At 50.2% G+C, this 26293-nt stretch carries 24 protein-coding genes; 23 read left to right on the top strand and 1 reads right to left on the bottom strand.

The window, feature by feature from the left end; all coding sequences use genetic code 11:
* Positions 1-11: 11 nt before the first annotated feature.
* The 3 genes from NOC_RS11615 to NOC_RS11610 are packed head-to-tail and all read left to right on the top strand — an operon-like array spanning position 12 to position 3296.
* On the top strand, positions 12-1226 hold the full coding sequence (locus tag NOC_RS11615) for a glycosyltransferase family protein (RefSeq protein ID WP_011330882.1): 1215 nt from the start codon (positions 12-14) through the stop codon (positions 1224-1226).
* A complete protein-coding gene (locus NOC_RS18230; protein WP_011330881.1) occupies positions 1223-1852 on the top strand; it encodes a hypothetical protein in 630 nt (209 codons plus the stop codon). Before NOC_RS11615 ends, NOC_RS18230 begins: the two co-directional genes overlap by 4 nt.
* Positions 1845-3296 carry a hypothetical protein gene (locus tag NOC_RS11610; protein ID WP_011330880.1) on the top strand — a complete coding sequence of 484 codons (1452 nt, stop codon included), beginning with the start codon at positions 1845-1847 and terminating at the stop codon, positions 3294-3296. The genes NOC_RS18230 and NOC_RS11610 overlap by 8 nt, the downstream gene beginning before the upstream one ends.
* 2 nt (positions 3297-3298) lie before the next feature.
* On the opposite strand, the gene NOC_RS11605 is transcribed toward NOC_RS11610, so the two are convergent.
* A complete protein-coding gene (locus tag NOC_RS11605; RefSeq protein WP_002809646.1) occupies positions 3299-5434 on the bottom strand; it encodes a glycosyltransferase family 4 protein in 2136 nt (711 codons plus the stop codon).
* A gap of 97 nt (positions 5435-5531) precedes the next feature.
* On the opposite strand from NOC_RS11605, the gene NOC_RS11600 reads away from it, so the two are divergent.
* The 20 genes from NOC_RS11600 (at position 5532) to NOC_RS11510 (ending at position 26272) form a co-directional block, all read left to right on the top strand.
* Positions 5532-7406, top strand: a complete 1875-nt coding sequence (locus NOC_RS11600) for a hypothetical protein (protein ID WP_002809732.1) — start codon at positions 5532-5534, stop codon at positions 7404-7406.
* A 109-nt stretch (positions 7407-7515) separates the two neighbouring features.
* Positions 7516-9918 (top strand): S8 family peptidase, encoded by a 2403-nt coding sequence (locus NOC_RS11595; protein ID WP_231561799.1) that lies wholly within the window; start codon positions 7516-7518, stop codon positions 9916-9918.
* 116 nt (positions 9919-10034) lie between these two features.
* Complete coding sequence (locus NOC_RS11590) at positions 10035-11117, top strand: glycosyltransferase family 2 protein (RefSeq protein ID WP_002808769.1); 1083 nt, start codon at positions 10035-10037, stop codon at positions 11115-11117.
* 48 nt (positions 11118-11165) lie between these two features.
* The gene (locus tag NOC_RS11585; protein WP_002810637.1) at positions 11166-12215 is read left to right on the top strand and encodes a UDP-glucose 4-epimerase family protein; all 1050 of its coding nucleotides are present in this window, start codon (positions 11166-11168) and stop codon (positions 12213-12215) included.
* Positions 12216-12460: 245 nt separating this feature from the next.
* On the top strand, positions 12461-12976 hold the full coding sequence (locus tag NOC_RS11580) for a flagellar basal body-associated FliL family protein (protein ID WP_002810049.1): 516 nt from the start codon (positions 12461-12463) through the stop codon (positions 12974-12976).
* A 4-nt stretch (positions 12977-12980) separates the two neighbouring features.
* On the top strand, positions 12981-13991 hold the full coding sequence (fliM, locus tag NOC_RS11575) for a flagellar motor switch protein FliM (RefSeq protein ID WP_002810819.1): 1011 nt from the start codon (positions 12981-12983) through the stop codon (positions 13989-13991).
* A gap of 20 nt (positions 13992-14011) precedes the next feature.
* Positions 14012-14443, top strand: a complete 432-nt coding sequence (fliN, locus tag NOC_RS11570; protein WP_002810925.1) for a flagellar motor switch protein FliN — start codon at positions 14012-14014, stop codon at positions 14441-14443.
* Complete coding sequence (gene fliO / locus NOC_RS11565; protein WP_002809244.1) at positions 14440-14931, top strand: flagellar biosynthetic protein FliO; 492 nt, start codon at positions 14440-14442, stop codon at positions 14929-14931. The genes fliN and fliO overlap by 4 nt, the downstream gene beginning before the upstream one ends.
* A complete protein-coding gene (gene fliP, locus NOC_RS11560; RefSeq protein ID WP_011330878.1) occupies positions 14928-15716 on the top strand; it encodes a flagellar type III secretion system pore protein FliP in 789 nt (262 codons plus the stop codon). Before fliO ends, fliP begins: the two co-directional genes overlap by 4 nt.
* Entirely contained in the window at positions 15713-15982 is a 270-nt protein-coding gene (gene fliQ / locus NOC_RS11555) for a flagellar biosynthesis protein FliQ (protein ID WP_002811617.1), read from the top strand. The genes fliP and fliQ overlap by 4 nt, the downstream gene beginning before the upstream one ends.
* A gap of 2 nt (positions 15983-15984) precedes the next feature.
* Positions 15985-16773, top strand: a complete 789-nt coding sequence (gene fliR, locus NOC_RS11550; RefSeq protein ID WP_002808635.1) for a flagellar biosynthetic protein FliR — start codon at positions 15985-15987, stop codon at positions 16771-16773.
* Positions 16760-17893, top strand: coding sequence for a flagellar biosynthesis protein FlhB (gene flhB / locus NOC_RS11545; protein WP_002809906.1), 1134 nt, complete (start codon positions 16760-16762; stop codon positions 17891-17893). Before fliR ends, flhB begins: the two co-directional genes overlap by 14 nt.
* 4 nt (positions 17894-17897) lie before the next feature.
* A complete protein-coding gene (gene flhA, locus NOC_RS11540; RefSeq protein ID WP_002811511.1) occupies positions 17898-19970 on the top strand; it encodes a flagellar biosynthesis protein FlhA in 2073 nt (690 codons plus the stop codon).
* Positions 19970-21151, top strand: coding sequence for a flagellar biosynthesis protein FlhF (flhF, locus tag NOC_RS11535; protein ID WP_002811219.1), 1182 nt, complete (start codon positions 19970-19972; stop codon positions 21149-21151). The genes flhA and flhF overlap by 1 nt, the downstream gene beginning before the upstream one ends.
* On the top strand, positions 21138-22064 hold the full coding sequence (locus NOC_RS11530; protein ID WP_011330876.1) for a MinD/ParA family protein: 927 nt from the start codon (positions 21138-21140) through the stop codon (positions 22062-22064). Before flhF ends, NOC_RS11530 begins: the two co-directional genes overlap by 14 nt.
* Positions 22061-22765, top strand: coding sequence for an RNA polymerase sigma factor FliA (locus NOC_RS11525; RefSeq protein ID WP_011330875.1), 705 nt, complete (start codon positions 22061-22063; stop codon positions 22763-22765). Before NOC_RS11530 ends, NOC_RS11525 begins: the two co-directional genes overlap by 4 nt.
* A 124-nt stretch (positions 22766-22889) precedes the next feature.
* Positions 22890-23063, top strand: a complete 174-nt coding sequence (locus tag NOC_RS17520) for a hypothetical protein (protein ID WP_002809049.1) — start codon at positions 22890-22892, stop codon at positions 23061-23063.
* Positions 23064-23171: 108 nt separating this feature from the next.
* A complete protein-coding gene (locus NOC_RS11520; RefSeq protein WP_002811558.1) occupies positions 23172-23570 on the top strand; it encodes a DUF2802 domain-containing protein in 399 nt (132 codons plus the stop codon).
* Between the two features lie 405 nt (positions 23571-23975).
* Positions 23976-24713 carry a pentapeptide repeat-containing protein gene (locus NOC_RS11515; protein ID WP_002810589.1) on the top strand — a complete coding sequence of 246 codons (738 nt, stop codon included), beginning with the start codon at positions 23976-23978 and terminating at the stop codon, positions 24711-24713.
* A 341-nt stretch (positions 24714-25054) separates the two neighbouring features.
* Entirely contained in the window at positions 25055-26272 is a 1218-nt protein-coding gene (locus NOC_RS11510) for a TerC/Alx family metal homeostasis membrane protein (protein ID WP_002809319.1), read from the top strand.
* Positions 26273-26293 lie beyond the last annotated feature (21 nt).

The raw sequence follows: 26293 nt of genomic DNA, 5'->3' as shown, positions 1-26293 counted from the left end.
ATTGCTAAAACATGGCCACTATTGCCTGGCTTATTCCGAGTCTCCTTGAAGGTTCAGGAGGCCACCGCACTTTTCTTCAGCATGCGGATTATCTGCAACAACAGGGGCACCGCTGCTCCCTATACGTGGAAAATCCTGAGCAATTTTCCAGTCCCAATCTGCGTAAGCGTATCAAGCGGATGTTTGGGTATGATTTCCGGGAAGTTCATTCGGGTTGGTCGAATATTGAGCCAGCGGAGTTGGTATTCGCCACCGTATGGTATTCTGCCAAGGTAGTCCGTGATCTGCCTTTTCCTTGTATTAAAGCCTATTTCGTCCAGGATTTCGAGGCCCAGTTCAACCCCATGGGAGGTGGCTATCTTATGGCCGAGAACTCCTATCGCTACGGCCTCTATCCGGTGACTATCGGACGCTGGTTACCGGCCTTATTAGACCGCCAGTTCGGGGTGGCGGCCAGTCATTTCGATTTTTGCGCCGATTTAGAGAAGTATCGCCCGCTATCGAGGGTAAGGCGGGAACGGGCGATTTGCTTCATTCATCAACCGGATAAACCCCGACGTTGCGTGGAGTTAGGGTTTGAGGCGTTGGGCCTCGTTAAACATTGGATGCCGGAGGTCAAGATTTATCTCTATGGTTCCAAGAGCAGCGCCCGGGCCTGGTTTGAGCACGAAAATCTGGGCCTATTGAGCTTAGAAGATTGCAACCGGCTTTACAACCGCTGTGCGGTGGGTCTATGTCTTAGCTCCACTAACCCCTCCCGGGTTCCCTTTGAGATGATGGCTGCTGGCCTGCCGGTAGTAGAGATGTATCGGGACAATACTTTATATGATTTTCCCGAGGAGGCGGTGCTACTATGCGAGCCGACCCCGGAATCTCTGGCTCAGGGAATGAAGATTATTTTAGCTTCCTCTGAGCGGGCTGAAGCCATGAGTCAAGCGGGGATAGATTATATGGCTAACCGGCCGTTGGAATATGGGTTGGCGCAATTTCACGCTACGATCAATAGTCTGCTAAAAGGCACGGAGCCTTTTCAGCAGGAGCCAGCTCCTATGTACCGCCAGCTCGCTCTCGTTGCTGAGCCCCGCCCAACAGGCACTGGGGCCGTTGCTGCTCCAGAGCCATTGATGGACCGGGGTCGTCTGTCTTTTTTGCCGCCTTTGCCACGCAAGGTTGTGCGGTTTTTTTATTATCGGTTGCGGCGAGCGCTGGCGGCGGTGAGAATATGAAAAATAGCACGGGAAAGATGGCTGCTCAATCCTATGCGTTATTGACGATTGATGTTTGGGATACTTTGCTGCGTCGGCGCTGTCACCCCGATAGCGTGAAGTTGCAAGTGTGCCGGTATGTGGCGCTGAATTACGCGCAATATCTACATCCTGAGAACCAGGATATTTGGGTTTTGTTACGCCTGCGCCAACAGGCGGAAAAAGAATTGGGGGATGAGAGCAGACAAGCGGGGCAAGATGATGAATACCGCCATCGGGAAGTTTACCGGCGTTGGTTGGCATTGGCGGGACTGACTCCCTTTCCCGTAAACCGCGAAACCCAGGAGCAATTGCTCTTGACCCTGGAGCGGGTGGAAATGGCCCAAGAAAAATTAGTTTCCTATCCGGACCCCACCATTGCGGCTATCCTAGAGCATTATCCTGTCTCTAGGCGGTGCTTTCTCTCGGATTTCTATCTGCCGGCTGCGGCCATCCAGAAACTGCTAACCCATCATGGTCTGTCCCATTGGGCTGCGGAGGGGGTGGTCTCTTGCGAGGTAGGTTTAAACAAACGCTCTGGGCGGCTTTATCAACATTTGCACCAACACTTTGGGGTGACCCCAGGCCAGCCATCTGCATGTGGGTGACAATGCTGAGGCGGATGTGCGGGCGGCAAAAAGAATGGGTGTGGCGGCGCTCCATTTTCAACCCCGGGATGAGCACGAAAAACGGCGGCAGCGAGAGGCTTCCTTTCATGCTCGAGCGGAGGCCCTCCAAACAGCATCCCGAGATTTACTCGCTATTCCGCCTCCCTTCCCGTGTGAACGGCAGGAGATTTATGACTATGGCCGGAAATGCTCCCTGCTGTTAGTAGGCTTTACTGCTTGGATCATGGAACGGGCAGTAGTGGATCAGGTAAAAGAATTATATTTCTTTACTCGGGAAGGTGAATTTTTTATTGAAATTTACCGCCGGCTGGTGAAATGGGATTGGTTAGGCTTTTCACCGCCCTCTGCCAGTGTGCTCCCCGTCAGTCGACTTGCCACTTTTGCCGCCTCCCTAAAAAATTTATCCACGGCGGAGCTGATGCGTTTGTGGAATCAATACAGCACTCAGTCTTTAGGCGCGTTGTTGAAATCCCTTGGGTTGGAGCCGGTAGAGTTTACTGAGCGGGCCGCTCGCCATGGGCTGGAGCTAACCCGGCCTATTCCCTATCCCTGGCAGGATACCCGCATTCAGGCTTTTCTCGACGACCCTAAGGTCAGCGCAGAAATTGAGGCCCATCTGAAGGCTAAGCAGGGCCAATTGTCTACTTACCTGGAATCCATGGGCCTGGAAAATGTCGCCGGTTCGGTGGGAATTGTTGATATCGGCTGGCGAGGGACCATCCAGGACAATTTGGCTCATCTGCTGCCGTCGGTGGCGCTGCACGGTTATTATTTAGGTTTGAATCGGTTTCTTAATATCCAGCCAGAAAATATTCGGAAGGAAGCTTTCGGTCCCAATCTTAATAAGGATGAAGGGAGGGGCTTTCTCCTGGATTTTGTGGCTCCTCTAGAAATGTTATGCAATTCCCCTTCCGGTAGCGTGATAGGTTATGAGGAGGGTGAGCACAGCATTCGGGTTTGCCGTCATACCGATGAGGAGGAAAATCGGATATACGATGCGTATGTTCGCCATTTTCAGGCCGGGGTATTAGACGCGGTCCCCTTTTGGGTGGATTTTCTGCGCACTCATGCCTATCCATCCAGCGAGCTTCAGCCGCTTGCCATGGATATTTGGTCGGATATCATTCAGCATCCCCCGCCTTTTTTGGCGCAAGCCTATTTTCAGCTTAATCATAATGAGACTTTCGGGATGGGGGGGTTCTCCAACAAGCGGCGTATGCTCACTACGGGAGAGGTACTGGGCGCCTTCATTTCCAGAAAACAGCGGACAAAACTTCATGAATTTCTACGGGATAATGGTTGGGTGCCGGGGTTGTTGGCTTGCCCTGACGTTGATTCAACCTTTCGTTGGGTGCTGGGTAAGTTTCTATGGGCTTTGGGTATTCGGCGCTGGGTCCGGCGCCGATTCTTTTCAAGCCTATAAGTTCAGAAAATATGATGGTTGCTTAGCGTTGTGATTAAATCATAGTCCGTGAGGGTGCTAATCACAGGCACGCGGAATTGCTTGATTTCAGCGAGGCTGGGTTGGCTTTCATCGCTCGCCATGGGCAGATAGATTAGATCCGCAGCTATAAAATATTCTGGGAGCGAGGAGGCGGTGGCCTGTATGAAGAATAGCCGGCGGGGCGCCATCGCTAGCCCTTTGGCTTTCAGCCCAGCGGGGAGAGGAGAGATGTTTTCTCCTTCGCACCATAAAAAATATAAGTTCCGTTGGTTGTCCATCTGCCTGCTAGCAGCGCTAATAAAGTCTTGCACTGCCTCCGGTTGGCTTGCCTGAGCAAGGCCCAGCATGATACGGGCGGCGTCGGGTATTCCAAGACGATCCCTTAGGTCGATACGGCTTGTGAGCCGTTGCGGTAAATCCGCTCTGCTTCTTTCTTCAAGGGTATAGGGACGCTCCTGGAGTTTGTTTCTGTTTTCAGAGACAGAGGAAGTATTTTGAGTGGGCTGGTGGGGGATTGATGCTTCTCTCCCGTTGGCAATAGGAGGAGAATTCTGGTTTGCCGCCAGGGGCGGATTGGGGCGAAGACGGGTATGCAGAGCCCGGAGAGGTGCGGTAACCCGCCAGGAATTCGAATGACGCAGGGCGGCCAATTCTCGCTCCAACGTTTTGGCGTGAGCCTGGTGATAGCTGAGCCTTTGGCTCATCTCATTAAGCCGCTGGCGGCTTTTTGCTAGTTCCGCGGCTTGGCGGCGGGCTTCCTGCTTTAGCTGGGTATGATTCGAGTGGTTGCGAATTTGGGCATTTTCAATTCCCTGGGTTAGCCAAGTTCCTTGCTTTAGGGGCTTACTGTGGTGGCTTGGCAACAGGGCTTGATAATCCTGCACCATATCCCGTGCCTGGCGGATAGGGTGAGTATCCAAGTGGTAGGCAACACGGCTAAGGGGGACTCGATCCTTCGCCAGGGCGGTAACGAGGGTGATCAGATCTTGAACGGTGGGTAGGTATAGGAAGCCGTTTATGCCATGCTGGATGCGTTCCCCGAATGCGCCTAAGCGGGTGGCGAGGGGGGGGATACCCAAGGCCCACATTTCGCTGAGGGTGTAACTAAAAGTTTCCGGCAGGGTGGAGAGGAGCAGGGCACAATCTGGCGAGAAATTTTGTATTAAGGGTCTGAGCTCATCAAGGTTGTAGTCCGGAACCAGGGTGATACCCTTGATATCCGCAAAGGATTGACCGAATAGTCCGCAGCCGAGAAGGAGAAATTCGGCCTGATGAGTAAGTCGGGGGAGGGCATCCCGCAGTAGGGGTAGTCCTTTGTGGAGTTCTAGGCGGCCAGGGACGACAATGCGTAGCTTGTGAGCCTTGCCGCCCCTCTCTTCTGCTTGTGGGAGAGAGGTTTTGCCGTAGCATGTCGGGCTATCACCGGCTGCTCTTGAGGTAGGGGGGCGTAGCTTTTTTAGATCGATGCCATGGGTAATGAGGTGGTATCTTTTACCAGCGATTTCGGGATAAAGCTGGTACAACCTATCCTGAGCTGTATGGCTAGGAGCTACCAGATGGACTTGGGGTTGTAGAATAGCAGCCGCATAAGCTTGGCGCATGGCTAGCCAGTCCTCGGCGGTGGAATTATGCCAGCATTCGTTATGGGGGTTGAGCTCTAGGCAGTTAGCTAAACTTTCTTGATTGCAGCGTTCGCAGGAGGTGCCAAAATAACCGAACATGGCCGGGCAGTATGGATAGAGATCGTGCAGCACCCGCAGGGTAGGCTGCCCGGTAGTGAGGGCATCCAGGGAATGCCCGATCAGAGAAGAGACCACTACGGCCTCCACGGCCAAGCTAGCGAGAAGGTCTGAGAGGAGGGTTCTATACTGAGGATGGGTAAGGGCAGTAGCAGGAATGGGAGGGATAAGTTCCCAGGTGGCTAGGGGCATTTCCGGGTAGGCCGAGTCTACCAGTTCCAATCCCTGCCCAAACGCATTACGGTTGCTGATGGAGTAAAGGATGAGGTGACGCCGTTCCGGATAGTGCTGGACAAAGTCTTCGGTCCAGCGGGCGATGCCGCCACCCCAGCTATGGAGGACATGGAGTAGACTGGGCTTTGGATAACTATCTGTCATTGGAAGCGATGAAGAATGAGCCTATTTTTTAGCAACAAGCCAATTTTTAATACCGTTTTTAAGCAAATTTTACTCCAAAATTTTAAGAGTCTGGATAATGACGACTGAGAAAAGAGGCAAAATAAATTACTCCTGGAATTTTAGCCAGAGTTACAGCATGGTGGACGCCGCCACTACCCAGCAGGAGCGGGGATTATGGGCATTTGATCATTGTGCCGTTTTTTCTCTACCACGGCGGCAGTTACTTTTGAAGAGCAGGCATACCGATGGCAAGTTGGTCGTCTCTTCAGAGGTATTTCAAATTCTCCAGCTTTGCCGGCAGTTTAGAACATTGGAAGAACATATTGCCGTGGTGAAGAAAATGAATCCGGCACTTGCGAAACGCCAGTCTGAAATTAGCCAAATTTTTAATAAATTCATTGAACAGGGCTTCATGATTCCGGCCAAACTATTACTTACAAAGTTGCAGCATAGAGGGAGAAGTCCTAGCCAGTATCCTTTATTTGGAATTTTGGTGCGTACCTGCGATCGGCCAAAGTCATTAGCCCGTTTAATAAAGAGTTTTGCTGAGAATGAACGCCATCATGGGCAACGCTACCGGTATTTTGCGATAGATGATTCGAGAAGCCTGGAAAATATTACCGAAAACCAAGTATTAATAGAACAGGCCAGGAAGAAAGACGGGCTAGAGATCTATTATCATGGTTGGGGTGAGCAGCAAAAACTTATTGCTGCTTTGCTCAAGGCATTTCCGGAACATGAGGAGTCAATCCAGTGGTTGTTAGGCAAAAGTGCCGAGAATGGGAGATTTTCAGGGGGCAGGATCTGGAATTACATGATGCTTTTAACCGCTGGAAAACGCTTCTTGGCCATTGACGATGATATGGTCTGTCAACCGCGCCTGGCACCGGGCCACCAAAATCGTTTGGAAGTTTCGGAGAGACCCAGGGAAGTCCGTTTTTTCCTGGATCGGGATGATTTATTAACAAAAACTACGGTTTCTCCTATCGATCCTATCGAGCAACATGCCGATGTGCTTGGAAGTCCGATTGGGGCAGCGGCCCATCATTTCTCCGCGGTTAAGTTGGAGGAGCAAAGCTTTAAAGATTTCAGGAGCGAGCAGATCGATGCGCTGCGGGCCGATTCTAAGGTTCTTTTAACCCAATCCGGTATTTTGGGTGATCCTGGCACTGTTTCTACGGATTGGATATATGAACTTGAAGGAGAAGCAAGATCGCAATTGGTGGAGAGTTCAGAAAGTTATCAAGTATTGCGTGCTAGCCGGCACTTGTGGCTGGGATCGTCCTCTTTTCATTTTTTACCTAACACCTCGTTGCTTAGCACCCTGACCGGGTTTGATAATCAGGAGATGCTGCCTTGTACGAGCCCTTATTTCCGCAATGAGGATCACTTATTTGGGACTTTGGTTAAAGCTTTGTATCCTACTTCCTTGGCACTGGAATTCCCCTGGGGATTGCTGCATTTTCCTGAATCTGAACGGGTTTGGAAGCAAGCGGTTTTGGATAAGCCTGAAAATGTAGGCGTGCTTGGGTTTCTCGCTGATATTACTAGTAATGCCATGAAAAATTGCTATGCTAATCATTCATGGCAAAGATTAACTTTTTTGGCGGAAATTTACCTGGGATTAGCTGAGGGAGACACCGCTGTGCTTGAAGCGGGAATTGAGGAAAATTTGCTTCATGCCCGGGTGGGCAAGATAAACCGCTTGCAAGCTCAGTTAGATACTTATCAAGGCCAGCCTTCCTATTGGGCCGAGGATGTCAGGCGTTTATTGCAAGCGGGGAGCAATGCCTTGGTCAGTCGTGAAAACCGGCTCATTCCCGATGCTGCTACGGATAGCGGGCGGGCGGATCAGGTAGCCCTAGTAAAAACGCTATTGTGCCAGTTAGGGAGTGCGTTGAAGGTATGGCCGCTGCTATGGCGGTTTTGCCAAGAAAACACTTGGGATTAGATTTCTTCTAACTGGTTTAGAGCTCAAATCGGTGAACAAAGGAATTATCTGTCGAGTGATCCATTGGCATTTAATGAGAGTCTGTGTAGTTTTTATGGGCTTAACACTCATGCCGGCATACGGAGATGGCGGTAATGGTCGCCGATTAGAAAGCAACGAAGTTTTTTCTCCCACTCCAGACGCGCCGTCCTCCTCCCACCCCCATATTGAGTATCGTTTGCAAAAGATGCTAGAAGGGGCGGCCAGCCCTAAGGGAACGGCCCAGATCCAGCCTGTGCAAATTCATATTCTTTTGGCTGAGCCGTTGACCGAGGAGACCCGCTTAGCCATCGAGGCGTTGGGGGGTAAGGTGGAGATCGAGCGCGGTGAGCATTTGCAAGTATCGTTGCCCCTGATGCGGGTTTCCGAGTTAGCGGCCTTATCCCAGGTCCAGTATGTGCGGTTACCCCGCCGGGCCGAGCCTCGGGAGGAAAATCGCCTTGTGCCGCAAAGTATCCGTAGTGAAGGTGTCCAGGTCACTTTTGCCGATCAGCTCCACTTGCTAGGGGTGACGGGAAAGGGAGTGCGGGTTGCTGTTTTGGATAGGGGATTCCAGGGATATCAGGATCTCTTGGGGATTGAATTACCCCTTGAGGTCACGACAAAAAATTTTAATCTAGGGGAAGGGTTCGAGGGGACTCGTCATGGTACCGCGGTAACTGAAATTCTATACGATATGGCCCCCGAGGCTGAGTTTACGCTGGTCGCGGTGAGTACCGAATTAGAATACATGGCGGCGCTGGATTGGTTGCGTGCGCAAGGGGTCTCCATTGTTTCATTTTCCCTGGGCTTCGATAATCTCGGTCCCTTGGATGGCAGGAGTCCGATTTCCGCGGCTGCAAGCCGGTTGTTTGATGAAGCAGGTATCTTGTTTGTCGCTGCTGCCGGGAATGAGCAGCAAAATTACTGGAGTGGTCTTTTTAACGACCTGGATGGCAACGGCGCTCACGACTTTAGCAATGAAGACGAGGCCCTAAGTGTCCAGTTGCGTGAGGGAGATGAAGTTCGCATCATTCTTAACTGGGACGATTGGGGCGAGGATCCCGCCCATCCCCGCGCCGAGCAAGATTATGATCTCTATATCTTTTGCCCAGGCACAGTCCAGTTCTCCTCCGATAATGCCTGTGTTTCATCCGTGGGCTTGCAAACGGGACTATTAGGCCAGGAACCGATAGAACAGGTTTTTTTCGCTGCGCCTGCAACGGGCAGGTACGATATATTTATCGTGCGCGGGAGTCCTGGGGCCGGTGCGCGGTTGCTGCGACTATTCGTCGGCGGTAGCCAGGGAGAAATCTTTCCCATGGAGTATCAAAATACTGCCAGTACCTTGGTTTCTCCTAGTGATGGTCGGAGTGTATTTGCGGTCGGCGCCGTGGATATAGATAGCCAGCAATTAACTTTTACTTCCTCCCTAGGTCCTACCTGGGATGGTCGTGTCAAGCCGGATATCGTTGCCCCTGATGGCGTGACTACCGCCGCTCTGGGCGCTTTTTTCGGGACTTCGGCGGCAACTCCTTATGTGGCGGGAGCAGGGGCGTTGCTCAAGTCTCAAGAGCCCAACCGCAGCGCCCAGGATCTCAAGCTATTGCTACAACAGGCCAGCACGGATCGTGCCGCTGGGGGAAAAGATAATGAATATGGTTCCGGAGCCTTGCTGCTTGAGAATTTTGTAGCCGATGAGCGACTCTCGCCCCTGTCGGGTGTATGGTGGAACCCTTCGCAAGATGGGCATGGCTTCTTTTTCGGTGTTCGCAATGATAGGTTAGTAGCGACTTGGTATACCTATGACGGAGCGGGTAACCCGTTTTGGTTACTATCCGCTGGCTCCATGTCTGCGACGAGGCGCTATTCTGGTACGCTATATGCCTTTCACGGTCCGCCATTAAAATCGCCCTTGAATACGCTGTTTGATAGTAGCGGTAGCACCGTGGCTACAAATGAAGTAGGCAGCCTCGATATTGATTTTATCCATCCTGGAGAAGCTTCCATCAATATTCAACTGAGTGGCGATTCTCTAATTTTTCCAAATACATTTAGCCTTAAGGCGCAGCCTTTTTTGGCCTATCCGGCAGCTGCCCAAAATCCCCAGGTTCCTTATACTTCAAAGTACAATGGCCTATGGTGGAATGCGGAGCAGAGCGGACACGGTTTTTTTATTAATATTCAAGAGAGCGTACTAACCGCAGCGTGGTATACCTACGATGATAGCCAGGGAGAGCCGGTCTGGATTTTGACGGCGGGTTCTATGGACTCCGCAGCTGCCTACTCAGGAACGGCCTATCGTTTTTCGGGTCCAGCTCTTATGCCTGGCGCAAATCTTGCTGATTACTTTGATGAAACGGGATCTACGGTGAATGGAGTGGCCAGTGGTACTTTTTCCATTACTTTTACCTCGAATACCACAGCGGTCGCAACTATCGGTAATGTGCTTTCGGTGAATGAAACCCTACAGTTAGAGCGCTTTAATTTTTAAAGTTATTTAGAAAGTTAATACGATAATAGCATGTTTAGCATAGCGGTTTTTTCGCTGTATTCTGCTAAACTAATCACGGACAATATAAAAGAAAACTATGCCGGGCAAGGCTATTCATGAAAAGTATAAATGGAGAGCGTAGGAACAAGGTCAAGGGAGCGGAGCGCCATCCACTTGTTTCCGTCGTTATAGTCAATTTCAATGGCGGTTGGCTGCTAACCGAAGCGGTGCGTTCTGTGTTGGAGGCGGATATCTCATTAGAGATAATCGTTGTGGATAATGGTTCCCGCGATAGCAGTTTGACGTGCTTGCGGAGCATCGTGGATGGGGATTCACGAGTGCGGATGATTGAAAATAACCGCAACCTAGGATTTGCTCGGGCAAATAATATTGCGCTCAGGCAGGTGTTGGGAGAGTATGTTCTGTTGCTAAATCCCGACTGTGTTATCCGTCCAAATACGCTCCCAAGTATGCTTGAGGCCATGGTTAGGGAGCCGGAGGCAGGAATGGCGGGTTGCCTGCTTCGTAACCCGGACGGAACCGAACAAGCCGGCTGCCGCCGTAGTGTGCCTACACCGTGGCGGACCTTTGTCCGGGTGCTCCATTTGAATAAGCTATTTCCCTATCACCCTAGATTTCAGGGGTTTGTCCTTAGCCGTCAGGTTTTGCCTAGAGAGTCCTTCTCTCTCGAAGCTATCTCTGGCGCTTTTATGCTCGTTCGACGGGAGGGACTCAAACATGTCGGTTTGCTGGATGAAAATTATTTTCTCCATTGCGAGGATTTGGACTGGTGCATGCGATTTCGGCAGGCAGGTTGGAAAATTTTATTCGTCCCGAGCGTAGAGGTGGTCCACTATAAGGGGACTTGCAGTAAGGATTGGCCTATCCGCGTGCTTTGGTACAAGCATAAGGGCATGGTGTATTTTTATCGGAAATTCTTTCGCCACCAATATCCCCTATCGCTTATGGGGTTAGTAACCGGTGCCGTGTGGGGGCGTTTTTGCGTGTTGGCTGGGCTGACCTTACTACGGCGGCTTGTCGCTGAAGGCAGAGCTAAAGCCGGATTTAGAATGAGGAATACTTTTTACTTGGCTGGGAGTTCCCCGAAAGTGGCGAGCACTTCGGCTACGGCCTATCGGGCTAAGCCGGAAAGCACCAGCGTTTCAGGGGGAGTAGCAAAACGTGCCCATAGCCGCTAATCCTGTATTCATAGTCTCCACTGCTTTTCCTTGGTGTCTGATTTTAGAATGAAGGTGCTTGTTACCGGCGCAACGGGTTTTATCGGCCGGCACCTAGTGGCAGCGCTGTTATCGAGAAAAGAAACAATCCGGATATTAGCAAGAAATGTGGAACAGGCCGAGGCAATATGGAGTCCGGGTTTACTAGAGGTGGTGCGGGGAGATTTTGCCAATGCCTTAACGCTTGGGGATTTGTGTGAAGGAGTGGATATTGTTTTTCACTTGGCTAGCGGCAGTTTTGCCGAAAACGATAAGACCGGCGAGGCAGAGTGGCTCCACCAAAAAGTAGCGGTGGAGGGGACTAAAGAGCTTCTGAGACGGGCTGCAAGAGCTGGAGTTAAACGATTTATTTTTGTGAGTAGCGTCAAGGCCATGGGTGAGGGAGGAAGTAGCCACCTTGATGAAGCCAGTCCAGAGCTTCCCCAAAGCGCCTATGGCCGAGGGAAGCTAGCTGCCGAACGGGCGGTGCTGGAGGCTGGCCGTACTTACGGTATGCATGTTTGCAACTTGCGTCTTCCCATGGTGTATGGCAGCGATGGCAAGGGGAATCTCCCCCGAATGATGGCCGCAATTGATCGGGGGTGGTTTCCACCACTGCCGGAAGTAAAAAACCGCCGTTCCATGGTGCATGTAAATGATGTCGTGCAGGCGCTATTGCTCACAGCCGAAAATCCCAAGGCAAGCCATCAAACTTATATCGTGACGGATGGTTGTACTTATTCTTCTCGCCAGATTTATATATTGCTTTGCCAGGCCTTAGGCCGTTCTATTCCGGGGTGGCGTTTTCCGGCCGGGTTGCTGCAAATGGCTGCCAAAGCGGGGGATCTTGCCGGGTGGGTTCTCAAGAGAGAAGTGCCTTTGAATTCCCAAGTGTTATACAAATTAATGGGTTCAGCATGGTATAGCTGCGCCAAAATACAAAGAGAACTCGGTTACCGTCCTCGATATTCCCTAGAAACCGCATTGCCCGAGATTCTTAAAGCTCTTTGTTTAGTGACTTCTTCTCAAAGATCCTTGGCATTGTCTCCTGATAGGAGGGAAGAGGGGAAGCGGAGCTAAGGTAGTAGGTTAGCAATTCCCCTATCCTTCCAGGCCCGATATTAGGGCGGGAGGATGGCTACCATTGAGTGTCAATTTTTTGCCAAAGTACTTTTGTAATTAGCCGCCATTTATTTGGCAGTTACTAGGCACTTTACGGCAAGTTGTTTAAATTAATACGTTTTTCTACCACCGGAAGAGATGGTATGGGGCTTGCTTACGTTAAGAATAAATAATTCTTAGTTGTGAGCAGAGGAATAAACCCCATGGCTGAAAGTAGCACTTTGGATGCGGAAACCAGGAATGGTGGAGGCTCCAAAAAATCCCTGATTATTCTCATTTGCGCCTTGATTATCCTCCTGATAATAGCGGTGGCAGGGGCCTTGTATTTAACTGGCGTAATAGGTCCGCAAGCGGTTACTGGCGAGGTTTCTGCCGATGCTGCTAGAACCAACCAGCCCGCTATTTATCACTCTCTAGACCCTGCTTTCGTCGTCAATTTCCAACACCAAAGCCAGCACCGGATACGTTTTCTCCAGACTAAAATGGAGGCCATGGCTCGGGATCAAGAAGTCATTGAGGCATTGCAAACCCACATGCCTGCCATTCGCAATACTCTATTGCTTCTACTTAGCCAACAGGACTACGAAACAATGCGTACCGTGGAGGGTAAAGAGCGGTTGCGGGAAGCAGCACGGGAGGAGATTAATCTAATTTTAGAGGCGCAAGCAGCCGTTTCCGGCGTGGAGGCCGTCTTTTTCACCGGCTTTGTAATGCAGTAAAGCCATGGCCGCTACTGATATTCTTTCCCAAGATGAGGTAGATGCCTTGCTTTCCGGTATTGCCGGTAGTAGGAGTGAAGCCGACCCACGGGTTCTGGGAGATGAAAAGACGATTCGCCCTTACGATTTTAGCAGTGAAGACCGCATTGCTAGGGCTTATGTTCCCCTGCTAGAGATGATTAACGAGCGTTTTGCGCGCCAATTTCGCCTCAGCTTATTTAACCTGTTACGGCGGGCGACCGAGGTTACGGTTGGAGGAGTGCAGGTGCTCAAGTTTTCTGAGTATCTGCATACTCTCTTTATGCCTACTAGCTTAAATCTAGTGCAGATAGATCCTCTCCGGGGGACGGGATTGTTCGTGTTTGATCCTAAGTTGGTATTTATGCTGGTAGAGCAGTATTTCGGCGGCTCCGGGCAATTTTATAATCGCCTTGAAAACCGGGAATTTACGCCTACTGAGGTGCATATTATCCAATTGGTTTTAGAAAGAACATTTGCTGATCTAAAGCAGGCTTGGGAGCCGGTGTTGGCAGTCAATTTTGAGTATTTGCAGACGGAGCTTAATCCCCGGCTTGCCACCATTGCTAGCTCCAGTGAGATGGTGGTGGTTTCCACCTTTCATGTGGAGTTTGAGGGAGGGGGGGGAGAATTTCACATTGCTTTGCCCTATACCCTGCTAGAGCCTGTGCGTGAATTGCTAGCTACTGGAAAAAAAGATGATTTCGCTCAGGCAGATGGTGGCTGGAATCAGGCTTTGCGGAAAAATGTTTCGGATGCTGAAGTGGAATTGTCTTGTACCTTAACGGAAATTCAGCTTTCCTTAGGGGAGATATTAGCGCTCAAGTCAGGAGATATTTTACCCATTGAACTGCCGTCCACCGTCACCGCCCTTGCTGATGGTATTCCCGTATTCCGGGTCCGTTATGGGATTCACCATGGTAGCCGTGCTCTAAAAGTAGTAGAGCGCCTACTTTCCCCCGAGTCGTTTACCGAAAAGTCATCCGCTGAATTATAGATTCCTTATAAGGTTTATCCATGAGCACCCATCACAACAATCAAGACCCCGTAGCCGCTGATGAATGGGCAGATGCACCGTCCCAGCCACAAGCCGGCGTGGACTCCGGGCAGGAGGAAGAGTCTACCTCGATGTTCCATCCCCAGGCGGTATTAGAAGAGCTGGAAGCCGATCCAGGAAATGTTACCAAGGATATCAATTTAGAGCTTATTTTGGATATCCCGGTAACCATGGCCATGGAGATTGGGCGCACCAGAATTAGTATTCGGAATTTACTGCAATTAAACCAGGGTTCAGTGGTAGAGCTTGATCGGCTTGCTGGGGAACCTTTAGACGTTTTAGTGAATGGTTGCCTGATTGCCCATGGTGAATTAGTAGTGGTGAATGAAAAATTTGGCATTCGCCTGACCGATGTAATCAGCGCTTCAGAACGGGTCAAGAGGCTCAAATGAATAAGTCCCCTTATACTTTTACCACCGTTATTTTCTTGCTACTGATGTTTTCCGGTCAGGTCGCTCTAGCAGCGGGAAGTCCTGCTCAAACCCGGCCGATCCAGGAAGAGGAGGTTCCCGGAGGGTTTGTTCAAGCCCCAAATATTCCTGCTTCAACGATTGCTACAGGAGAAGTGCTCCAAATGATGATAGCCCTTGTTTTGGTACTTGGCGCTATTGCTTTGGTCATGTGGCTGCTGCGCCGAGTTCAGGGTTTACAACGTAACAATGGAACTGGCTTGCAGATCCTGGGAGGCGTGTCTCTTGGAACGCGGGAGCGGGCGGTGCTTGTCCAGGTAGGAGAGCAACAACTGCTTGTGGGGGTTTGTCCAGGGCAGATCCGGACCTTGCATGTGCTAGAGACGCCGGTTGCCATCCCCCAGAAGCCGTTAAAAAACCCTTTTGCTCAACATTTGAATGCTGTACTCAAACAGGGGGAGTCGCCATGAGCAAGTTGATGCGTCGGGCAAAATTATCTCGATACCAGGGAGTATGGTGTTTAATGTTGCCTGGGTTGCTCCTCCTGCCCATGGCCGCAGGCTGGGCCGCACCGGGTGTTCCTGCGCTGGCAGTAACGGCTGATGGTAATGGCGAGCAAACCTATACCGTAACTTTGCAAATCCTGGGGCTTATGACGGTTTTAACCTTGCTGCCGGCAGCGGTGATGGTTATGACCTCCTTCACGCGAATTATTGTCGTGTTTTCTATCCTACGCCAAGCGCTGGGATTGGCCCAGACTCCCTCTAGCCAAATTTTGATTGGTCTAGCCCTCTTTTTGACCTTTTTTATTATGAGCCCGGTGTTGGATAAAGCCTATCAGGAAGGGGTAAAACCTTATTTTCAAGAAGAAATCTCCGTGACGGATGCCCTGGCTCGGGTGCGAGAGCCTTTTCACCACTTTATGATAGCCCAGACCCGGGAAACTGACCTTAAACTTTTTGCTGAGATCTCTGGACGGGAAGCGTTCGAGTCTCCTGAGCAGGTACCCTTTTCTTTATTGGTGCCCGCCTTTATTACCAGCGAGCTTAAAACAGCTTTTCAAATTGGTTTCTTATTATTTATTCCCTTTCTCATTATTGATCTTGTGGTGGCAAGTGTATTAATGGCGATGGGTATGATGATGCTTTCCCCCATGCTGGTATCGCTCCCCTTTAAGCTCCTTCTTTTTGTTCTCATCGACGGTTGGTCCCTGCTTATGGGTACCTTAGCCTCAAGCTTTTATGTAGCCTCATGACCGCAGATATCGTCCTTTCCCTTCTTCGCCATAGTCTAGAGTTGCTTGCCTTATTGCTAGCTGTTCTCTTATTGCCTTCCCTCGCCGTAGGCGTATTGGTGAGCATGTTTCAAGCAGCTACCCAAATCAACGAAATGACTTTGAGTTTTATTCCTAAACTTTTAGCGGTGTTACTTACGCTTGGCCTCGCGGGCCCTTGGATGTTGCAGTTAGTGTTGGATCACAGCCGGCAGATCTTTGAGAATATTCCCACACTTATTGGGTGAACATGGACTTTACCAGTAATGAGTTAAATCAACTGATCAGTGCTTACCTGTGGCCTTTTTGCCGTATCGGGGCACTATTGATGGCGATGCCACTCTTTGGCAGCAAGGTCGTCCCAGTGCGGATACGCTTAGTGCTTGCCCTTGCGCTCACCGTTGTTATTGCACCTGTAATCCCGGCCACCTCAGTAGCCGCCTTGAGCGTGGAGGGAGGGTTGCTGGTTATGCAACAGTTCCTAATTGGGTTTGCCATGGCCTTGGTATTACAGATGGTGTTTCAGGCTTTTGCCATAGGAGGACAAATCGTGGCTACCCAGATGGGATTGGGCTTCGCTTCCTTGATGGATCCTCAGAATGGAGTGGCTGTTTCTATGGTCTCGCAGCTCTATACTGTTCTTATTACTTTGGTTTTTCTGGGATTAAATGGCCATTTAGTGGTCATTCAAGTGTTGGCGGAGAGTTTTTACGTCCTTCCTTTGGGAGTGGAAAGAGCGAGTCTAGGGGGCTTTTGGCAGCTGGCGGGGGCGGGGAGCTGGATGCTTGCCGGGAGCGTGTTAATCGCTTTGCCTGCCATTGGGGCGTTGTCGTTAGTTAATTTGACCTTTGGTGTGATGTCCCGCGCCGCTCCTCAACTTAATCCCTTTTCCATTGGTTTCCCCCTCACTCTCATCTTGGGATTTTGGGTGCTTTTATTTACCTTGCCCAATGCTCCAAGTCATTTGGTCAATCTCACCGATACTGCTCTAACGCTTATCCGCGCTTGGCTAGAGGAAGGGAATAATGGCGGACTCTAGTGCTCAGGAGCGCACGGAACAACCGACTCCAAAGCGCCAGGAAGAGGCTCGAAAAAAAGGCCAGGTTCCCCGTTCACGGGAACTTAGCACGACAGTTTTGCTGCTGAGCTCCGCCCTGGGGCTGGTGTTGATAGGGGAGCCTTTGCTGCAGGGGCTAGCCGATCTAATGCGCCAGGGTTTGCAGTTGGAACGCGCCCAGATTTTTGAGCCGAAGGCCGCTATTCTACAGTTTCAGCAAGGAGTAGGTGAAGCGGTCAAAATAATAACGCCTTTTTTGGCTTTAACACTTATCGCGGCGTTGGCCGCCCCTCTTTTAATGGGGGGTTGGAGTTTTAGCGCTCAGTCCTTGGGTTTTAAGTGGGAGAAACTAAATCCGGCCAAGGGCATGAAGCGAATTTTTGGCCCTCAAGGCGGAATGGAACTACTCAAGGCATTGATTAAATTCTTGCTTCTAAGTGGTGTAGGTTGTCTACTGTTTTGGCTTTTTAGTCCCGATTTGATCGCTCTGGGAAGGCAACCGTTTGTTCCAGCCGTATTTCAATTAGCCCACTTGATGGGATGGAGTTTAGTGGGCCTTTCCGCCAGTCTTGCGCTTATCGCGGTGATCGATGCTCCCTTTCAAGGATGGAATCATACCCGCCAGCTCAAGATGACGCGGCAGGAGGTCAAAGAGGAACATAAAGAAACTGATGGCAACCCGGAGCTCAAGGGGCGGATTCGTCGTGTTCAACGGGAAATAGCAAGCCGCCGCATGATGGCGGCGGTTCCCCAGGCCGATGTGGTGGTGGTCAACCCTACCCATTACGCGGTAGCCCTGAATTACGAGCAGGATAAACAGGGTGCCCCGCGAGTAGTTGCTAAGGGGGTTGATCAGGTGGCCATCAAAATTCGAACGGTAGCGGCAGGTAATAACGTACCCGTACTTTCCGCACCGGCTTTGAGCCGTGCCATTTACCACAGTACCAAGCTAGACCAAGAAATTCCCGCCGGACTTTACCGTGCTGTGGCGCAGGTGCTGGCTTATGTCTTGCAACTGCGCCAGTACCAACGCCGGGGTGGCCCCCGGCCCCAACCTATTCCAAATGAATTTCCAATTCCTGAAGACTTAAGACGGGATTAATACCATGAATACTGCTGCTGTTCGCGGACACCTGCGTGAGGTGGGCCGTAATGGGCTAGGTGCGCCCCTATTATTGCTATTAATGTTGGCTATGATGGTGTTGCCATTACCGGCGGCACTTCTCGATTTGCTTTTTACTTTCAACATCTCCCTGGCTTTGGTGGTTCTGTTAGCCGGAGTTTATGCTCGCCGGCCCCTCGACTTTTCTTCTTTTCCCACGATACTTTTGCTCGCCACCTTAATGCGCCTAGCCTTGAACGTGGCTTCCACCCGAGTGGTATTGTTAGAGGGACATACGGGGTCGGATGCGGCCGGTAAAGTTATCCAAGCCTTTGGGGAATTTGTGATTGGGGGTAATTACGCCGTCGGCTTAGTGGTCTTTTTTATCTTGGTCCTTATCAATTTTGTGGTGGTGACCAAAGGGGCAACCCGTATTTCCGAGGTGAGCGCCCGGTTTACTTTGGATGCCATGCCCGGCAAGCAAATGGCCATCGACGCGGATTTGAATGCCGGTCTGATCGATCAAGAAGAAGCCCGCCTTCGGCGCGAGGAAGTCATGCAGGAAGCGGACTTTTATGGCTCCATGGATGGCGCTGGCAAATTTGTTCGTGGCGATGCTATTGCTGGCATTTTAATTCTGCTGATTAATGTTGCTGGCGGGCTTGCGGTGGGGCTTTTGCAGCACGATCTTTCTTTTAGCGAAGCTGCCCGGAACTATACCCTACTGACCATTGGTGACGGGTTGGTTGCTCAGATTCCCTCCCTGGTGTTATCTACCGCAGCGGGCATTCTTGTGACTCGGGTTTCCCATGCGCAAGATATGGGCAGCCAAATTTTGGCTCAATTGTTTAAGAACCCTAAATCATTGGCGGTAGTCGCCGTCGTGCTGGGAAGCATGGGACTTATTCCTGGAATGCCTAATTTGGCTTTCTTAGGGCTGGCTTTGCTCTGCGGCTTTGGAGTCTGGTGGTTGGGCAAGCGGCAAAAAGCGGAAGTGGCTCCCACCCCCCCTATGGCTGCTCCCTCGGAAACGCCGGAACTATCTTGGGAGGATATTCCCCCTGTGGATCCCATTGGCCTTGAAGTTGGCTATCGCTTGATTCCCCTGGTAGATAAGACCCAAGGGGGGCAATTGATGGGGCGTATCAAAGGCGTGCGAAAAAAGCTCTCTCAGGACTGGGGTTTTCTCATTCCGCCCGTTCATATTCGCGACAATCTAAATTTAGCTCCCATCGCCTATCGAATAACCTTATTTGGGGTCACAGTGGGGGAGGCGGAAGTTTTTCCCGAACGGGAGATGGCCATTAACCCGGGCCAGGTTTTTGGCAAGGTGGAAGGAACCCCGGCCCAGGATCCAGCATTTGGCCTAGAGGCCCTGTGGATTGAGCCAGCCCAACGGGAGCAAGCTCAGATGCACGGCTATACGGTCGTGGATGCCGGTACGGTGATCGCTACCCACTTAAGTCAAATTCTGCAAAATCATGCCCATGGGTTATTGGGCCGGGAGGAAGTGCAGAAGCTGCTAGAAAATTTGGCTAAAACGGCGCCCAAGCTGGTTGAGGGACTAGTTCCCGAGATCTTGCCATTGAGCATTGTACAAAAAGTTCTGCAACAGCTGCTGGAGGAGGGCGTACCTATCCGTGATATGCGCACCATCGTCGAATCTTTGACGGAACATGGATTAAGAAGTCAAGACCCCGCCATTTTGACAGCCATAATCCGCATTGCCTTAGGTCGATTTATTATCCAGTGTTTCAATGGCTTAGAAAAAGAGCTCCAGGTTATTTCTATAGCTCCCGCCCTGGAACAATTATTGCTAGCATCTCTACAGACAGCTAGTGAAGGGGGAGGACTGAATATGGAACCGGGTTTAGCAGAAAAATTACACCTTACGCTAAGAGACAGCGTCCAGCGGCAAGAGGCGGCTGGAAAGCCAGCTATTTTATTAGTCCAGGGCGTCTTAAGACCCTGGCTCGCACGTTTTGTCCGACACGCTATCCCTGAGCTTAAGGTATTGTCCTATAACGAGATACCAGAGGATAAACAGGTGCGTATCGTCGCCAGTGTGGGCAGCTAATGAAGATTAGGCGGTTTACAGCTCCGGATGTGCGTCAAGCTATCCGGCAGGTACGGGAGGCAATGGGGGCGGATGCCGTTATCTTGTCCAACCGTTCGGTTGGAGAGGGTGTGGAGATCGTCGCTGCCACGGATTATGAAGATACTACGCCTAAGCAAGTTCTGAATTCTCAGCGCCGTGATGGGGCGGAGCCTCTGCCAGAGAAAAGAACCTCTTTTGCGGATCAGAGAGGTGGGTCTCAGGAGCCAATCCTCCTTGAGATGCACCAAGAGATGAAAAATTTACGCAATCTAGTAGAAACACAATTATCAGATCTCGCATGGGGTGAAATAGGACGCCGTAACCCCTCTAAGGCGCAACTGCTCCGCCGATTAATGGGTTTGGATCTAGCCTCCGATCTTTGCCAGCAGTTGGCTGCTCAGGTGAATAATGAAGGTGCTCCTCATCAAATTTGGCAGCAGGCATTGAAGGGATTGACTGACCTCATTCCTATTGCTAACGATGATATTTTGTCCGATGGCGGCATCATCGCCCTTGTAGGTCCGACGGGTGTGGGAAAAACTACCAGCGTGGCCAAGCTCGCGGCGCGCTTTGCCCTTTGCCATGGCCTCCATAGTGTTGCTCTGGTGACCACTGATTGTTTCCGCATCGGCGCCCAGGAGCAGTTGCATACCTATGGCCGCATTCTGGGTATTCCAGTCAAGGTGGCCCGTGATCAGCAGACATTACAGGAAACCCTGGAATATTTGGCGGATCGGCGATTAGTACTTATTGACACGGCAGGTATGAGCCAGCGGGATATGCATCTTACCGAGCAATTTACCATGCTTGCAGAGGGTACCCTAGAAATCAGGAACTACTTAGTGCTCTCCGCCGCTACCCAATTCTCGGTGTTAGATGAAGTAGTACGGAAATTCAACCGGATAGATCTTGCCGGCTGTATCCTTACCAAACTTGACGAGGCGGCCAGCCTCGGCGGAATGGTGTCCGCTGCTATTCGTCATCATTTACCTTTAGCCTATGTCTGCGATGGACAACGGGTACCGGAGGATTTTTCTCCAGCCCGCGCCCAGAACATCGTCCATTTGCTCAGCGAATATGCCCATGAGCAGGAGAAAGGATTAACGGATGAGGTCTTAGCTCAAACTTTCGGAAGGGGTGGCGCTTATGCTCATGTCTGAAGCACGGATTGATCAGGCCAGTGGCTTACGGCAGATGGCCCATCCTGTTCGGGTAGTGGCGATTACCGGTGGTAAAGGGGGAGTCGGTAAAACCAATGTTTCAGTCAATCTAGCGGTAGCCCTGGCCAATCAAGGTCAAAAAGTGATGTTGCTGGATGCCGATCTAGGGCTAGCAAATATTGATGTATTGTTAGGGTTACAACCTACTTATAACTTGGCCCATGTGGTTAATGGGGAGTGTTCATTAGAGGACATTATTATCCCTGGGCCGGCAGGGATCAAGGTCGTGCCGGCAGCTTCAGGCGCACGGGCCATGGCGCATCTTAGTCCGGCGGAACATGCGGGTCTTATCCATGCTTTCAGTAAGCTCGGTACGGCTCTGGATGTCTTGCTAATTGATACTGCCGCTGGAATCTCTGACAGTGTGATTAGTTTTACCCGGGCGGCCCAAGAGGTGTTGATGGTCGTTTGCGATGAGCCTGCTTCTATTACTGATGCTTATGCCTTAATCAAGATATTGAGCAGGGATCATCGGCTGCATCGGTTTCATATACTTGCCAATATGGCCCGCAGTATTCAGGAGGGTAGGGAATTGTATGACAAGCTTGTCAAAGTCACCAACCAGTTTTTGGATGTGACATTGGAGTTTTCGGGGGTAGTGCCTTATGACGATTGCCTTCGTAAGGCGGTGAAAAAACAAAGCGCGGTGGTTAGCAGTTATCCCAGAAGCAAATCGGCGGCAGCTTTCATGCATTTAGCCCAGAAGGCGATTCGTTGGCCAATGCGGAGAGAACCCGGAGGGCATCTAGAATTCTTTGTAGAGCGCTTAGTGCAATCTAGTCTGTATGTCGTCGATAGACCGGCTAAAAAAGCTTGTGCCGGAGATTCTTATAGTAAAGGGGAATTATCATGAATGGGGTTGTTGCTTACGCTACTCGTACGCAAGAGAAGAGAAAAGATGATGAATTGGTTGCTCAGTATGCACCGTTGGTTAAGCGTATTGCTTACCATCTGTTAACCCGACTGCCGCCCAGTGTGCAATTGGATGACCTTATTCAGGCAGGTATGATTGGCTTACTAGAGGCAGCTCGTAATTACAATGCTTCCCAAGGAGCAAGCTTTGAGACTTATGCGGGAATCCGTATACGGGGCGCCATCCTGGATGAAATTCGCCGTAATGATTGGGCGCCCCGCTCGGTCCATCGTAAGGCGAGGCAGGTTGCCGAGGTCATGCGGGAAGTTGAAAACCGTGAAGGCCGGGACGCACGGGATCATGAAGTCGCTGAAGAGCTGGGGTTGCCGCTTAATGAATATCATCGACTATTGCAGGATGCAGGCGGTTATCGGGTATTTAGCCTGGATGAATTCAACGAGGGTGAGGAATCGGAGCCTCTGAGCGCTTCTTTAAAAGGCCCCTACGAGGGATTACAGGATCAAAACTTCCGTGGGGCATTGGTTGAAGCTATTGAGGGTCTCCCGGAGCGGGAGCGATTGGTGATGTCGCTCTATTATGTCGAGGATCTCAATCTCCGGGAAATCGGCGAAGTACTAGGGGTGAGCGAGTCACGTGCTGTCTTGCGTCTGCGGGCTCGCCTGAGCGAGTGGCTGAATTGAGTCTCCCAACCTTATTTTTCTGGATATTTTAGCGTACAGGAATTTTGTACGCCCTTGAGGAAGCTGTAATAGGCAAGCGGACATTGAAATCATTACTCAGGAGATTAGTGCTGTCTTTCAGATTTTGATCGAAGAAGATTTGCTTCGTCTTAGTCAAGGCCAGGCATGGCTGGAAATGGAAATCAACGATAGCCTGCTTTTTGCAGGTGGAAGCGCCAAGTTTGGAGCAAAAGTGGTGCTGGTGTTTAAAGGTGCGGGATCGGCTCGTAGTGTTAGTCATACTGGAGCGATCCTTTAGCCGGCGCTCATTGGAGGTGGAGGCTTCCCCTCGGAATTGGGTTCATATCAACAGCGGAGAGCGCGCTGCTCTTCACTTTTGGTAAAAAGACAGGTATGAGAGGTAGTGATGGAATTAGATTGGTTGCTTTTATCGGTGACAGGAATACTGCTTATCTTAGTGCTCTATTTGAACTTTATTTTGCACCGAACTGGCCGGCAACTAGAGGAGCAGGCTATCCATCTTCAGCAATTACAGCGGGATTTTGGGGTTCTTTGTACTGATAGGGCCGAATTGGGAAACCAAATCGTGCGGCTGGATCAGCGGGTAAAAAAGCTTGCCGAGTGGCAAGATCAAATTAATTTGCATACACCGGAAGCACGTGCTTATAGTCAGGCGATAAAGATGGTGCGCAGCGGCGCCGATATCGATCAATTGGTTGCCCGCTGTGGGTTATCTCAAAATGAGGCAGAGTTAGTGTATTTATTACATAACGCAAGCTCGGGACCAAATACTGTATCGGGGTAGATTAAAGCAAGGACTTCTCTTTTATAATATAATGTAGGGAAATATAAGTTTGTAACGGTTACCATTGAGCAGACGGTAAGAGCGGTGTTGATTATTCTCTGGAAATAGTCGTCCTTAGCCAACCCATCACCGGCTTTGTCGTTCGCTATCACTCCATAGTAGTACGATCGGATCGGGTTAACCTCTTCGAGCACCAGATGATGGCTGCCTGACCGGTGGCGGTAGGCCAATTTTATTTTTTCGCATAGGGTTTATCCAGGATTAAACTGTCCACCACCAGAATACCCCCATCACGCGCCACCTGAGCAGCAACCTTTTCTCACTGCCTTTCTTCGACCCCAAGTAGGGTAACCGCGTAGCTTCTTATATTAAAAACTAATAGTTAGTTACTATGTCTAATCTTCGGTGAAAGTAAAACATGATAAAAGTAAGGCCGAGTTTTTTCCGGGCTTACTGAAACAAGATGAAGGGGGGTATCTTTGGGATGACCGCCGCTCGGGGTATGATCGCCGCAAATTTAAGAGGCGGCGTCCTCCCTTCGAGCAGCGTGGGAAGAAGGATCGGCGCTCTCCTGAACTTCCTGAAATCATTAGATACCGCATAGCGCGAACCCAGCTCAGAACTCAATTAGAAGCGTGTCAGACCAGTCATAGTTTTAAATACCGCTTCATCGGAGCAATTATCTTGGTGATCGTTGTTTTCCTGGGAGTAATAGTTTTCCTATCGCCTGTTAGAGTGGTAAAAAACTGTGATATGCTCCCCCGTCCAGGTGTGAATTGGAGTAACTGTCTTCTTTCAGGGAAAGATCTGGCAGCGGTTAACCTGAGCGGTGCCAATCTTCACAACTCATCATTTGCAGGTGCCGATTTGCGCCGAATTTCTCTAGCTTCAGCCACTTTAGCCTATGCTAATATGGCTTCTGCAAACTTGGCCTATGCCGATCTTTCTAATGCTGTGCTGCGAAGTGCTAATTTGCAAAGTGCTAATCTGAGCCATGCCAAATTAGATTATGCCGATCTCTCCTATGCTAATTTGCTAGGGGCTAACTTAGAGGGAGCTTCCTTGCGAGGGGTAAAATTAGATCATGCTGTATGGCCTGATCAACGTGAGTGTGCGCCTGGCTCTGTCGGATTCTGCCGGTAAAATCCTGTTAAAGCACGGAATCAAAGGTTCTCCCGCCTACCCACAATGATTCCCCGCAGTCCCTGCCCCCAAAGAAGATTTAAGAGCCTACTTCGCTGTATTGAGAGATTTCTGCATTAATGTTATTGCTGTTTTCTCTATTAAATATCTCCCCTTCATACAGCTTCTCTAGCAACCGTGTTTTTCCTAAGCATCCTTTCCTTCCGCCCTACCATGCCTTGTGTGTGGCGATACACTATACAATAAGTGTCTTTTTTTCTTGATCTTAAGGGAGTGTTTTTTTTGCGGATTTTAGCTATGGATGTTTTTCTGTATTCAGCCGACTATGGAGATAATCAGTAATGACGGTTTCCATTTGGATCGGCGTTATCGCCCTTATTATTGGGTTATTAGTGTTAGATCTTATCGTTCTGAATCGCGGGGCGCGTATAGTTTGCGTCAAAGAATCCCTGGTCTGGACAGTTACCTGGGTGGCCCTGGCGCTTTGTTTTAACGTATTTGTATATTTTCTTTATGAGAATAATTGGCTTGGATGGAGCGATCTGGCCTCCCACAATGCTAGTGGACAACAAGCCGCAATCCAATTCTTGACGGGCTTCCTGATGGAAAAATCCTTGTCGATAGACAATATTTTTGTCATCGCTATGATATTTTCATACCTGAAAATTCCCGTGGTGGAGCAACATCGTATGCTGTTGTGGGGGATTCTGGGGGCGGTTGGACTGCGCGTCATCATGATAACATTAGGTGTTGCATTGATGGAGCGTTTCCAGTGGATAGTCTATTTGTTTGGGGGATTGCTCCTAGCAACCGCAGTGAAGATGCTGATGATCCGTCATGGCAACGTCAATATAAACCGTAATCCCTTACTGATCATGGTTAAAAAATTCTATCCCGTTGTGGATGATTTTAAAGGGGGGTATTTTTTTAGCACCCTAAATGGAAGCCGCGCTGTAACGCCTTTGCTGCTTGCGCTGATTCTGGTGGTAAGTACTAATTTAATATTTGCCCTCGACTCTATTCCTGCTATTTTTGCCGTCACCCAAGATCCCTTTTTGGTATTCACTTGTAATGTTTTTTCAGTGCTTGGCCTTCATGCTCTCTATTTCACGATTGCGGGTCATGTGGAGCGATTTCGCTACATTAAATTGAGCCTAGTTTTTATCTTGGTTTATTTCGCCATAAAAATAACGTTAATTTATTATTATCCTATCCCGAATATTATCTCCCTAGTCATTATTGGAAGTATTCTCACGCTGGGTATTCTTGCTTCTTTGTTTATTTCACCCCGGGATTCTGATGAGGATGCCACACCGCTGTTTAACGACCTAGTTGTTTTAGCTGTTCTTAGTTATCGGCAAGCCCGGCGAATTGTGGTGCTTGTTCTCGGTACCTCGGTACTTTTAGTGGGAGTCGCAATGATTGTACTGCCGGGACCTGCGGTAGTCGTGATCCCAATTGGTTTAGGCATTTTGGCCATCGAATTTGCATGGGCGAGGCGATGGCTGAAAAAAATACGTCAAACGGCTGGAAAAATTAGGAAGCGTATACGACATTAGCTGGTTGGATTGTGCGGGTAG

The sequence above is a fragment of the Nitrosococcus oceani ATCC 19707 genome (assembly GCF_000012805.1).
Taxonomy (GTDB): Bacteria; Pseudomonadota; Gammaproteobacteria; order Nitrosococcales; family Nitrosococcaceae; genus Nitrosococcus; species Nitrosococcus oceani.
The sequence above is the reverse complement of the archived record's forward strand: the minus strand, read 5'-3'. Positions and strand labels throughout refer to the sequence as shown.